This is a genomic window from Streptomyces sp. DSM 40750 (assembly GCF_024612035.1).
GTDB lineage: Bacteria > Actinomycetota > Actinomycetes > Streptomycetales > Streptomycetaceae > Streptomyces.
The window spans coordinates 1,244,337-1,256,929 of sequence record NZ_CP102513.1 but is presented as its reverse complement, the minus strand read 5'-3'; the positions used below and the strand labels follow the sequence as shown (position 1 = coordinate 1,256,929).

At 69.6% G+C, this 12,593-nt stretch carries 10 protein-coding genes; 5 read left to right on the top strand and 5 right to left on the bottom strand.

Annotation, left to right across the window (positions count from 1 at the left end):
- Positions 1 to 186 precede the first annotated feature (186 nt).
- The 3 genes from JIX55_RS05855 to JIX55_RS05845 all read left to right on the top strand — a co-directional run bounded on the left by JIX55_RS05855 (position 187) and on the right by JIX55_RS05845 (position 6,702).
- The gene (locus tag JIX55_RS05855; protein WP_257562155.1) at positions 187 to 1,236 is read left to right on the top strand and encodes a LacI family DNA-binding transcriptional regulator; all 1,050 of its coding nucleotides are present in this window, start codon (positions 187 to 189) and stop codon (positions 1,234 to 1,236) included.
- Positions 1,237 to 1,394: 158 nt separating this feature from the next.
- The gene (locus JIX55_RS05850; RefSeq protein WP_257562154.1) at positions 1,395 to 2,915 is read left to right on the top strand and encodes a glycoside hydrolase family 43 protein; all 1,521 of its coding nucleotides are present in this window, start codon (positions 1,395 to 1,397) and stop codon (positions 2,913 to 2,915) included.
- Positions 2,916 to 3,339: 424 nt separating this feature from the next.
- A complete protein-coding gene (locus tag JIX55_RS05845; RefSeq protein WP_257562153.1) occupies positions 3,340 to 6,702 on the top strand; it encodes an alpha-L-rhamnosidase-related protein in 3,363 nt (1,120 codons plus the stop codon).
- 87 nt (positions 6,703 to 6,789) lie between these two features.
- Here the strand turns inward: JIX55_RS05845 and JIX55_RS05840 are convergent, their stop codons facing one another.
- From JIX55_RS05840 to JIX55_RS05820, 5 genes are all read right to left on the bottom strand, one after another.
- The gene (locus tag JIX55_RS05840; protein WP_257562152.1) at positions 6,790 to 7,212 is read right to left on the bottom strand and encodes a nuclear transport factor 2 family protein; all 423 of its coding nucleotides are present in this window, start codon (positions 7,210 to 7,212) and stop codon (positions 6,790 to 6,792) included.
- 5 nt (positions 7,213 to 7,217) lie between these two features.
- Positions 7,218 to 8,024, bottom strand: a complete 807-nt coding sequence (locus JIX55_RS05835) for an MBL fold metallo-hydrolase (protein WP_257562151.1) — start codon at positions 8,022 to 8,024, stop codon at positions 7,218 to 7,220.
- A 37-nt stretch (positions 8,025 to 8,061) separates the two neighbouring features.
- Positions 8,062 to 8,691 carry a DsbA family protein gene (locus JIX55_RS05830; RefSeq protein WP_257562150.1) on the bottom strand — a complete coding sequence of 210 codons (630 nt, stop codon included), beginning with the start codon at positions 8,689 to 8,691 and terminating at the stop codon, positions 8,062 to 8,064.
- A 150-nt stretch (positions 8,692 to 8,841) separates the two neighbouring features.
- Positions 8,842 to 9,336: a MarR family winged helix-turn-helix transcriptional regulator gene (locus tag JIX55_RS05825; protein WP_257562148.1), complete on the bottom strand. Its 495-nt coding sequence runs from the start codon at positions 9,334 to 9,336 to the stop codon at positions 8,842 to 8,844.
- A 107-nt stretch (positions 9,337 to 9,443) separates the two neighbouring features.
- Complete coding sequence (locus JIX55_RS05820; RefSeq protein ID WP_257562147.1) at positions 9,444 to 10,481, bottom strand: LacI family DNA-binding transcriptional regulator; 1,038 nt, start codon at positions 10,479 to 10,481, stop codon at positions 9,444 to 9,446.
- A 333-nt stretch (positions 10,482 to 10,814) separates the two neighbouring features.
- Between JIX55_RS05820 and JIX55_RS05815 the strand changes: the two genes are divergently transcribed.
- Together JIX55_RS05815 and JIX55_RS05810 are read left to right on the top strand one after the other, a co-directional pair.
- Complete coding sequence (locus tag JIX55_RS05815) at positions 10,815 to 11,762, top strand: carbohydrate ABC transporter permease (protein WP_257562146.1); 948 nt, start codon at positions 10,815 to 10,817, stop codon at positions 11,760 to 11,762.
- Positions 11,759 to 12,580 (top strand): carbohydrate ABC transporter permease, encoded by an 822-nt coding sequence (locus tag JIX55_RS05810; RefSeq protein WP_257562145.1) that lies wholly within the window; start codon positions 11,759 to 11,761, stop codon positions 12,578 to 12,580. Before JIX55_RS05815 ends, JIX55_RS05810 begins: the two co-directional genes overlap by 4 nt.
- The last annotated feature ends 13 nt before the right edge of the window (positions 12,581 to 12,593 follow it).

Here is a 12,593-nt window from a genome sequence, read left to right as displayed (position 1 = left end):
GATACAACTCAGAGAAAGAAACTTTCGCTCTGCGCGGCGGAGAAATTAACATGAAGAGGTGTCCGAGGCCACAGATGCGGCGGTAACGGATGCCAGAATGAACCGGGCACACCCCGACGCTCTTCAACCGGCTTTCGCGCCGGGCCCGCGCCGGGCGAGAGCGGTTCGACGATCGGGAAGACGACCTTGGCGGACTACGCGGCTGACGGGCCGGCGGACAAGAACGACGGACGGGGCGACACGTCCCGGCCGGTCACGATCGCGTACATCGCCGAGTCGGCGGGGGTGTCGGTCCCGACCGTGTCCAAGGTGATCAACGGCAAGTCGGGCGTCTCCGCGGACACCCGCGCACGGGTGGAGGAGCTGGTCAACAGGTACGGCTACCGCAAGCCCACCGGCGCCAACCGGAACAACGTCGTGGAACTCGTGTTCCGCGAGCTCAAGCACATGTGGGCGGTCGAGATCATCCGTGGCGTGGAGCGGGTGGCCCGCCGGCACCGTGTGGGCGTCATGGTGTCGGAGTTCGGACTGCACGACACCACCGCTCCCACCTGGGACGACACCGTCTCCCGGCGCCCGAACTGCGTCCTGTCCGTGGCCCAGCTCTCCGAGGCCGAGCGCGAGCAACTCAAGGCGAAGGGTATCCCGTTCGTCGTCTTCGACCCGGCCGTGGAACTGCCGGACGACGTCCCGTTCGTGGGCGCGACCAACTATTCCGGCGGCCGGATCGCGACGCGTCACCTCACCGAACTCGGGCACCGCCGCATCGCCATGATCAGCGGCCCCGAGGACCAGCTGTACTGCCGTGCCCGCCTGGACGGATACCGCTCCGCGATGCAGTCCGCCGGCCTGGCCGTCGATCCGGGGACCGTGGTGCACGCGCCGCTCACCGGTGAGGACGGCTACGAGGCGGCGCGTTCCCTGCTGGCCCTGCCCGAACGCCCGACGGCCATCTTCACCGCCAACGACCTGCAGGCGCTCGGCGTCTACCAGGCGGCACGCGAGGCCGGCCTGCGTATTCCCGACGACCTGAGCGTCGTCGGCTTCGACGACCTGCCGGTCGTGGCCTGGGTGGACCCGCCCCTGACCACCGTGCACCAGCCCCTGACCGAGATGGCCGTGGCCGCGACCGAGCTGGCGCTCACGCTCGGCCGCGGTGAGGACGCGCCCCAGGTCGGGCTGGAGATCGCGACGACCCTGACGGTCCGGGGCAGCACGGCTCCACCCAGGGACTGAGGTCGGTTTCCGGTCCGAAGGGGCTGAGAGGCACGCTCGGTCATTGACCCCGGCAGCAGGCCGTAGCTAGCCTCCCCTGGAAAGTATCTGCCTGATTCAACGAAACTTTCTTGCCTGGTGGGCGGCAGTCCCGCACCGGCGGACCGTGAAAGGACTCGATGAGGGTGTCCAGCGTGCCCGAGACGGGCAACACCATCACCAACCCGGTGATCCCCGGCTTCCACCCCGACCCGTCCGTCTGCCGGGCGGGCGACGACTACTACCTCGCGTGCTCCAGCTTCGAATACTTCCCCGGCGTCCCCCTCTTCCACAGCCGGGATCTGGTGCACTGGACCCAGATCGGCAACGCCCTCGACCGCCCGAGTCAGCTGCGTCTGCCGCTCGACACGGCTTCCTCGGGAGGGATCTACGCCCCCACCCTGCGCCACCACGACGGCCGCTTCTGGCTGATCGTCACGAACGTCAGCGGTGACGGCAATCTGCTGTTCACGGCCACCGATCCGGCCGGGCCCTGGTCCGATCCGATCCGGCTGTCCGGTGTGCACGGCATCGACCCGGACATCGCCTGGGACGACGACGGAAACTGCTGGTGCACCACGGCAGGAGTCGGACAGATCCGCATCGATCCCGACACCGGGGAGACGCTCGGACCGTCGCGCCGCCTGTGGTCCGGGGCACCCGGCGCCAAGGCCCCGGAGGCGCCGCACCTGTACCGGATCGGCGACTACTGGTACCTGCTCATCGCCGAAGGCGGCACCGAGCGCGGTCACAGCGTCTCCATCGCCCGCGGCCGCACGCCCACCGGCCCGTTCGAGCCGTGCCCGGCCAACCCGATCCTCACCCACCGGAGCACCGACCACCCCATCCAGAACACCGGCCACGCCGACCTCGTGCAGGGACCCGACGGTTCGTGGTGGATGGTGCTGCTCGGCGTACGGCCGGGCGGTGGCACGCCCGGCTGGCACGTCCTCGGCCGGGAGACGTTCCTGGTGCCGGTCGACTGGGTCGACGGCTGGCCGGTCGTCGGTGAACTGTCGTCCGTCATGCCCGCACCTCCCTGGCCCCTGCGGCCGCAGGCCGTAGCGGCCGAGGTCCGTGACGACTTCGACCTGACCGAGCTGGCCCCGCGCTGGATCTCGCTGCGTCAGCGCCTCCCGGAGGACTGCACCACAAAGGAACGGCCCGGCTGGCTGACCCTGCGTGCGCGCGGCGGATCGCTCGACGACGCCGACGTGACCTTCGTGGGGCGACGGCAGCAACATCGGTCCTGCCGGGTGCGCACCCTGGTCGACGTGGCGGACGGGCACGGTGGCCTGGTGGTTCGTCTCGACGAGCGGCACCACTACGCGATCGAGGCCTCGTCCGGGCAGGTACGGGTGCGTGCCCGCATCGGACCGCTGGACACCGTCGTCGCGTCCCGGCCGACGGCCCCCGGGCCCGTGGTTCTCCGCGTCGAGGCCGCCGCCGTGCAGGCGGTGAACGATGCGCGCACCGGCCCCGACTTCGTCTCGATCGGTATCGAGGAATCGGACGGCACCTTCGTCGAACTCGCCTCGCTGGACGGCCGGTACCTCTCCACGGAGGTCGCCGGCGGTTTCACGGGCCGGGTCTTCGGAATGTACGCCTCAGCCGGCTCCGTGCACTTCGACTGGTTCGACTACGAGCCCCTCGAGCGCTGAGGCGTCACCGTCGGCCGATGCGTCGGAACAACACGCCGGCGCCGCCCGCGAAGAACGACGCGGGCGGCGCCGGCGTCCTGACTCCTGGCCCACGAGGCGGGCTGTCGCTTGCGCACTCACCTCCCACGACCGGCCCCCTGATGGCACCGGGAGCAGCGGCCCAGCGGCCTTGGGCGCGCAACCGTGTCCCAAGCAGATCGCCTCTCGGACATGGCTTTCTTGCTACCGGACCATTGACATGGCGTTGTTCGAGAGCTGAGGATCACGCTTGCAAGCACGTTATTGAAACGATTCAAGGCGTTGTGGTGCCCTCGATCGGGGCGCACGGCCCAGTGACTCGACACCCCTTGCAGGGCGGGCTGAATCAGCTCAGCAGGCAAGAGAGGTGCCCCGCTTCTCCAGCACTTCTGGGAAGGTCCCCTCGATGCAGTCCATGTCCCGCCGCTCCGCCCTGCGCTCCGCCATAGCCGTGGCCCTTGCTCCGACCGCGGGCTCCCTGGTTCTTCCCGGCCTCGCCCCGGTGGCGTCCGCCGCGGTCTCCTGGACCGCGAAGTGGCTCTGGGCGCCGTCCAGCACCACGAACCAGTGGGTGGCTTTCCGTAGGTCGTTCACCCTGGGCTCGGCGCCGTCGAAGGCGGTGACGCGGATCGCGGCGGACTCGAAGTACTGGCTGTGGGTGAACGGCACGCTGGTCGTCTTCGAGGGCGGGCTCAAGCGTGGTCCCAACCGTACGGACACCTACTACGACGAGATCGACCTCGCCCCGTTCCTCACCAGCGGAAGCAACACGGTCGCGCTGCTGGTGTGGTACTTCGGCAAGCAGGGCTTCTCTCACAACAGCAGCGGCAAGGGCGGTCTGCTGTTCCAGTCGGACATGGAGGTCGGCTCGACCACCACCCAGCTGGTCAGTGACACCAGTTGGAAGTACACCGTCCACCCGGGCTACTCGAACAACACCAGCGGCACGCAGGTCAACTTCCGGCTGCCCGAGTCCAACCTCCACTACGACGCCCGCAACGCCTCCGTGATGGCCGGGTGGCGGTCGTCCGGGTTCGACGACAGCGGCTGGAGCGCTCCGACCGACTTCGGTGCCGTAGGTGTCGCGCCCTGGAACAACCTCGTGGCGCGGCCGATCCCGCAGTTCCGCTACTCCGGCCTGAAGTCCTACACCAATGCGTCGTCGCTGCCCTCCACGGGGCGCGGGTCCACCGCGATCTCGGCCACCCTGCCCTCGAACCTCCAGGTCACGCCGTTCCTGAAGGTGGACGCTCCGGCCGGTGCGGTGATCGGAGTGCAGACCGACCACTACGACGACGGCGCCAACCTGACGGGGATCGAGCCGGGGACCGGCTACAACATGCGCGCCACCTACGTCTGCGCCGGCGGGGTCCAGGAGTTCGAGGCGCTGGCGTGGATGAGTGGCACGGCCGTGCGGTACACGATCCCCTCCAACGTGACGATCCTGGAGCTGAAGTACCGGGAGTCCGGCTACGACACCGACTTCGACGGGTCGTTCAGCAGCAGTGACGCCTTCCTGGACACCTTGTGGACCAAGGCCGCCCGCACGATGTACGTCAACATGCGGGACAACTACATGGACTGCCCCACCCGAGAACGCGCCCAGTGGTGGGGCGACGTCGTCAACCAGCTCAAGGAGGGCTTCTACACCTTCGACACCAGGTCCCACGCACTCGGCGAGAAGGCCATCGCCCAGCTCGCCGCCTGGCAGAAGACCAGCGGGGCACTGTACTCCCCGGTCCCCACCACGATCTGGACCGCCGAACTGCCCACCCAGATGCTGGCCTCGGTGTGGTCGTTCTGGACGTACTACCTCTACACCGGCAACGCGGACGCCGTCACCGTCGCCTACCCGGCGGTGAAGAAGTACCTGAACCTGTTCAGCCTGGACGGCGACGGTCTCGTCAACCACCGTGCCGGCGACTGGGACTGGGAGGACTGGGGCTCCGACATCGATGCCCGTGTCCTGGACAACTGCTGGTACCACCTGGCCCTGGACACCGCCGCCAAGCTCGCCGAGCTCAGCGGCAACAGCGGGGACGTGGCCGGGTGGAAGTCCAGGCGCGACAGCATCAAGGCCAACTTCGACCGCGTCCTGTGGAATCCCTCGCGGGGCGAGTACCGCTCACCCGGCTACACCCGCGACACCGACGACCGAGGCAACGCCCTCGCCGTCGTCGCCGGCCTGGCCCCCGCCTCCCGCCACCGGGCGGTGACCGAGGTGCTGCGCACCCACCTCAACGCCAGCCCCTACATGGAGTTCTACGTCCTGGAGGCGCTGTATCTGATGGGCGCGGCCACCGTCGCCGAGGAGCGGATGCGCAACCGCTTCGCCGCCCAGGTCGCCGACCCCGCCTGCCACACCCTGTGGGAGCTGTGGGACAAGGCCGCGGGGACCGACAACCACGCCTGGAACGGCGGCCCGCTGTACGCGCTGTCCGCCTACGCCGCCGGTGTCCGCCCCACCAACCCCGGCTGGACGGCGTACGAGGTCATCCCGCAGACCGGCACACTCACGAGGATCAACACCGTCGTGCCCACCGTCCGGGGCGACATCCGCTTCGGCATCGAGCGGGACGGAACCACGGCCACGCTGACGCTCACTTCGCCGGGCGGGACGGTGGCCCGGGTGGGCGTGCCCACCTACGGTGGCGCCCAGCCCGTCGTCAAGGCGGGCGCCACCACCGTCTTCAGCGGGGGCTCCGCCACCGGCAGCGTGAGCGGTCTGAGCTATGACGGCAAGGACTCCTCGTACGTCTACTTCACGGTGCAGCCGGGCACATGGACCTTCACGGCCACCGGCACCGGCCGGCTCGACAACCGCGCCCTGGGGCGGCCGGTCACCAGCAACAACAGCCTGGAGAACAGCAACTGGGGCAGGAACCGGCTCACCGACGGCCAGTCGACGAGCGTGAGCGGGGCGAGGGGCTACACCAGTAACGAGTTCGCCTCCGCCGATGTCAGCGCGAACCCCGTGTGGGTGGAGATCGACCTCGGGGCCGACACCGACCTCGACGCCGTACGCCTCTTCCCCCGCACCGACACGCCCGCGGCGGGCGGTGGCACGGCCGGCTTCCCCGTCGACTTCACCGTGCAGACGCGGAGTGACGGTTCCAGCGCTTACACGACCGTCCGCACCGTCACCGGGCAGCCCAATCCCAACGGGCTCGTGCAGACGTACGGCTTCAAGACGACCACCGCGCGCCACGTCCGCCTGCAGGTCACCAAACTGGGCACTCCCGCCTCCGACGAGACTTCCAAGTGGCGCCTCCAGCTTGCCGAGCTCACCGTTCCCACCGCCGCGACCAGCGTCACCAGCAACTGCACGCTGGAGAACGGGGACTGGGGCAAGACCCGGCTGCTGGACGGTACCACCACCAGCGTGACCGGTGCCAAGGGCTTCACCAGCATCGACTTCCCTGCCGCCGACGTCAGTGGCACGCCGGTGTGGATCGGGATCGACCTCGGCGCCGACCGGGCGATCAGCTCCGTCACCCTCCACCCCCGCACCGACATCGGTGGGGCCGGCGGCGGCACAGCGGGCTTCCCCGTCGACTTCACCCTCCAGACCCGCACCGACGGCGGCACCTCCTACACCACCGCCCGCACCGTCACCGGCGGGCCCAACCCGGACGGAGCCGCCCAGACCTACACGTTCACCACCGTCAACGGCCGCTACCTGCGCCTGCACGTCACCAGGCTCGGCACGCCGGCCTCCGACGAGGCGGCCAAGTACCGCCTCCAGATCGCCGAGATACGCGTCGCATAGCCGGGCAACGCTCGCGGGACCTCTCACAGTCCCGCGAGACTCACGGCCGAACGCGTGCCGGTCCACCGGAGACCCGGCCGCGTTCGGTCAGCCGGTCGCGGCGTCGCGGACGAGGGCGGTGTCGACGAACTGCTCGAAGCGGACGATCAGTCCGCCGCGTACGACGAAGTGGTGGGCGACGCGGACGTCGAGCGGCTTACCCGTCGCCTTGTTCACGGCGGTGTAGCGGGCGAGCACGACGACGTTCTCGCCGTCGACGACGTACATGTCGTCGTGCGCGGTCCAGTCGTCCCACTCCGTGGCGAGCTGCCTCATCACGTGGGACGTCACCCCGTCGGGGGTGCGGTACGTGCCGGCGAGCGGGAAGCCGGCCATCTCCTTCCACTCCACGTCGGGGGCGAGTGTGGCCCGCAGGGCTGCCAGGTCCCCGGTCGCGGAGGCCAGGTACTGACGGCGCACCACGTCGGCCGGAGCGGGCGAGGTCGCGAAGTCGGTGGCGGGTGTGTTCATGCTGGTCAGCCCCACTTCATCTCGCCCTTGGCGACCTTCGCGCCGATCTGGGCGGCGATCAGCATGCCGTTGTTCGGGTAGCGCCTGACCAGCGCGTCGGTCAGCGCGGCGCCGTCGGCGGCCTTGTCGAGCTCCTCGTCGAAGGCGAGCAGGTAGTCGCGGGTGGCGGTGATCGCGGTGGCGTCGGCCGGGGCGTCGGGCAGGCGGTGGCCGGGCACGACCAGCTGCGGGTCGAGGGCGGCCATCTCGTCCAGCAGGTCGATCCAGGACGCGCGGTCGCCGGGGGTGGGCGTGTCGGCGACCCAGACGTGCTCCTGCTGGAAGAGCAGCACACCGCCGAGGAGGGCGCGGTGCTCGGCCTGCCAGAGGTAGTGGCGGTCGGGCAGGCCGGCCGGGCCGCCCCTGAGCTCGAAGCGGTGGCCTTCGAGGGTGAGGTCGCCGCTCAGGGGAGTGAGGTCGACGAGGCGGCTGGGGAGGTTGGGGCCGAGCGCCGCCCACGCCTTGAGCTTGCCCTCGTAGGAGTGCTCGATGTGCTCGATGACGAGGGGCGTGGCCACGAAGACCGCGTCGGGAAAGGCGTCGGCGATCACCTCGGCGCCGAAGTAGAAGTCCGGGTCGCCGTGGCTGACGAAGACGGTCGTCAGCTTCTTGCCGGAGTCGAGGATCTCGGCGGCGAGGCGGTGGCCGTCGGCGCGGGTGAAGCCGGCGTCGACCAGCAGCGCCTCCTCCTCGCCGGTCACGAGGGTGGCGGTCTTGTTCTTGCTGCCTGCGGGGAAGTCGAGGTCGAGGACCTTGAAGGCGAGGGTGCTCATGCGGGGCTCCTTGAGGGGGTGGTGGAAATGAGGAAGGTCAAGAGGTACGGGTGGCCGTGGAGGCCGCCAGCCGCTGGTCGATCTCGTCCGCGGTGGCGCGACCGTGGGCCAGGGGAGCGACGGAGTCGCCTTCGCCGGCCAGCAGCAGGGTGGGGAAGCCGGTGACACGCAGGTCGGCCGCGCGGCGGAAGTCGGCCGCGGCGGCCGCCCGCGCCTCGGGAGCTTCGAAGGCGGCGACGACGGCGTCGGCGTCCAGTCCGGCCGCCTCGGCGACCACCCGGTACGTGGTGGGATCGGACAGGCTGCGGCCGTCGACGTAGAAGGCGTTCTGCAGGGCCGAGGCCAGGTCTGCGGCCCGGCCGGGGGCGGCCTCGCGCAGAGCGGCCATGCCCCGGGCGGCGGCCTCCGAGTCCATGACGAACGAACCGTCGGCGATCAGCCGTTCGTAGCCGTCGCCGAACTCGGCGCCGGTCACCTCCGCGATCTGGGCGTTCGCGCCCTGGACGTAGCCGAACTCGCGGATCGGTACCCGGCGTGATCCGGTGAACAGACCGCCGGAGACCACCTCCACCGGCAGCTCGGGATGGCGGGAGACGATCTCGCGGAGGGTCCCGGAGAAGCCGTGGGACCAGCCGCAGTAGGCGTCGAAAACGTAGACCAGCTTCATGGTGACCTCGACAGGCGTGGGGCGCCCACCCGGTGTGGACGATCACCTGACAGAACAGTAGCTGACTCGTCAGATATTTCCGCGCGGGTGTGATCCGGGCCATACGGTATGGCCGATATCAGGACATCACGAAGGGTGTCGGTGTGCGGGTCAGGGCAGGCGGGGCAGTACGTCCCGGGCCGCATGGCTGAGGATGCGGAGGTCCTCCGCGAAGCGCTCGCGGTCTGCGACCGGGAGGGGGCTCAGGAAGAACCGCTTGATGTTCTCGACATGGATCAGCGAAGCGCGGACCGTCGTCTCCTCGCCGAGCGGGGTCAGTCGTACCAACTTGCCGCGCCGGTCCGCGGGGGACTCCGCACGGGTCACGAGCCCGGCCGCCTCCATGCGATCCACCAGCCGGGTGGCGCCGCCGGTGGTGAGGACCTGCTCCTGGGCGATGGCTCGCATGGAGAGTCCCGGCTCGCCCGCCCGCCCGAGAATCAGCAGGACCTCGAACATCAGGTGGTTGATGCCGCACTCGTCCTCGATCGCCCGCCCGAGGATGTACTCCAGCCGGTTCGCGGCTCCTTGCAGCCGACCGAACGCCAGGATGAGGTCGTGGTCGGCGGCCTCCTTCGCCGTCTTGATGCCCGCCTCGTCGCTCACGGCCGCGCCGCCCCTCTCGTTGTCCCGACCGCCACCGTACCGATCATGCCTTGGCGACGACCGGACAGCCCCCTTGAACGGCCCCCGTACGCCTCAGGTGAGCGGGCCTACTCCGGTGGTCGGTCCGTGGTGCGGCGCGGCACGAGCGTGGGGGAGAGGCTGACCTGGACCGACGGTCGGCTCCGGTCGGCGATGCGCTCCAGGAGGAGGCGCGCGGAGTTGGTGCCCAGCTCGTGGCCGCCCTGGTCGACGCTGGTCAGTGAGATCGGACCGAACGCGGCGAACGTGGTGTTGTCGTAGCCGGCCACCGAGATGTCCCCGGGAACGGACAACCCGGCCTCGGCGACCGCGTCGAGCACCCCCATGGCGGCGATGTCCGCCCCGGCGAACACCGCCGTCGGCCGACGGCGACGAGCCAACAGCTCCTTCGCGGCCTCGTGACCGCCCTCCTGGGTATAGCTGGTGGAGACCACGTCGATCGACTCCTCCAGGCCATGCGCCCGCATGGCCTGCCGATATCCCTCGGCGCGCCGGGCGTTGGGCATCTCCACGAGGCGGGTCGCGTCGGTCTCGTGATGCTCGATGTGGGCGATCCGGCGGTGCCCGAGAGCGGCGAGGTGGCTGATGACCAAGGACGCGCCCGCGATGTCGTCGTCGGTCACCGTGTCGTACACCGGCGAGGTCCCGTGCCGGCCGACGACGACGGTCGGCACCGCGGTGGCGACCTGCTCCAGGTGGGCGCGTGAGGACACGGGAGCGACGAGGACGAGTCCGTCCATACCGCGGTCGATCATCGCCTCGGTGACGCGGGCCTCCGCCTTCTCGCCGTTGCCGCCCGGCCCCAGGAACACCTGGTAGTCGGTTTCCGCCAACGCGTCGGTGATGCCGTCGAGTACGTCGGGGAAGAACGGGTTGCGGATGTCGGGCAGCATCACGCCGATGGTGTACGTCTGCCCGCGGAGGGCCCTGGCGCCCGCGTGCGGCCGGTAGGCCAACTCGTCGATCGCGCGGCGCACTTTGGCCTGCATCTCGGGACTGGCCCCGTAGGCGTTGCGGAGCACCTTGGACACGGAGGTGACGGACACCTGCGCGTGACGCGCGACGTCGACGATGGTGACCCTGCGACGTGGTGCTGGCGGTTCCATCCGGTCCTTGCCTCTCGGGGAGTCGTGGGGCCGAGTGTAGGGCGGGTCCCGCAGCTCAGGGGGCGGCTCAGGCGGGGTCCGGTGCGGCCCTCGTAACGCCGGTGCGGTGTGCGCGGCATCTTGACGTCACGCGGGAGGCTCCCTAGGGTCTGGCCACACCCTTTGGGAAACGTTACCCACGGCCGCTCCAGGCATTGCCCGGCGGCATCAGGCCGTACCACCCCGAGCTGATCCCCGGGGCGACGAGGCCGATCGTGCGACCCCCTGTGCCGCGCGTGGCGGAGGGCTCGGCCGGCAGATTTTTTGAATCGTTTCAAGAAAGGAGGTGTGGCGGTGAACCTCACGTCGAACGAGCGACGCGCGGACCTTGACCGGCCCACGAACGTGCGGCCGGTTCCCCGTGTCCGACAGGCGCGTACCACCCCGCCCTGGTGGTTCGCGCTGCCCGCACTGCTGCTGTTCGCCTTCGTCGTCCTGGTGCCGAGCGTCCGCGGTGTCCACTACGCCTTCACCGACTGGGACGGTCTGGACCCCCACTTCTCCTTCGTCGGCCTGGACAACTTCACCGCGATGCTCAGGGATCCCGACGCGACGCAGGCCATCGGCCACACACTGCTGATCGCCGTGTCGATCACGGTGATCCAGAACGCGCTGGGCCTGCTGTTGGCCCTCGGGGTCAACTCGGCCATCAGGTCCCGCAACATCCTCAGGGTGTTCCTGTTCGCGCCGGCCGTGATCACCCCGATCGTGACCGCCTACCTCTGGCGCAACCTGCTCGGCCCGGACGGCGCGGTCAACAGCCTGTTGGGCGCGGTGGGCCTGGACGGACTGCGGCAGGACTGGCTGGGCAGTCCACGGCTCGCACTGTGGGCGGTGGTCGGGGTGATCGTCTGGCAGTTCGCGGGCTACTCGATGGTCATCTTCCTGGCCGGGCTCCAGTCGGTGCCCCAGGAGGTCCACGAGGCGGCGTCCCTCGACGGGGCCGGCCCCGTACGGCGCTTCTGGTCGGTCACGCGGCCACTGCTCGCCCCGGCCCTCACCATCAACCTGATGCTGTCGATCATCGGCGGAATCAAACTCTTCGACCAGGTGTACGCGCTGACGGGCGGCGGGCCCGGGCACGCCACCGACACCATCTCGACGCTCATCTACAAGGACGCCTTCACCCTCGGCGAGTTCGGCTACAGCATCGCGCTCGCGGTCGTACTCACGATCATCGTGGCCGTCGTCTCGTCCGGACAGTACGTGGTGCTGTCCCGCAACGAGAGGGCCGCCTCGTGAACCGCTACCGCGGCCGCACCCTCGCGCTGGAACTGGCGATGATCGCCATCGCCCTGGTCGTGGGCTTCCCGGTGTACGTCCTGGTCAACCTCGCCGTGCGGCCGACGTCGGACACCTCGTCACCGATCAGCCCGACCACCTCGCCCACCCTGGACAACTTCACCCAGGCCTGGCAACAGGGGTCTCTCGGCGGGGCGTTGGGCAACAGCGTGCTGGTGACGGCCTGCAGCGTCGTCGTCGTGCTGGCCGTCTCGTCGCTGGCGGCCTACCCGCTGGCCCGTGTCACGGCCCGCTGGTCCCGGAGCACCTATCTGCTGTTCCTCCTGGGCCTCGTCCTGCCCTTCCAGCTCGCCTCCCTGCCGCTGTACCAGACCATGCGCGACATGGGGCTGCTCGGCACCCCGTGGGCGTTGGTCCTCTTCTACGCCGGTCTGCAGGTGCCGTTCACCGTCTTCCTCTACGTCGGTTTCCTGCGGGCCCTGCCCCGCGACTTCGAGGACGCGGCGCTGATCGACGGCTGCACCCCGCTGCAGAGCTTCCGGTACGTGGTCCTGCCGATGCTCAAACCGGTCACGGTGACGGCCCTCGTGCTCAACGCGGTCGCCGTGTGGAACGACTTCTTCACCCCGCTGCTGTACCTCAGCGGCAGCGCCCAGCAGACCATGCCGGTCGCGATCGCGGGCTTCGTCGGCCAGTACGTCACCGACTGGAACCTCATCTTCGCCGCGCTGGTGATCAGCATCCTGCCCGTCCTGCTCGTCTACTTCCTGTTGCAGCGCAGCATCATCAACGGCTTCGCGGGAGGGCTGCGCGGATGACGTACGACGCCTG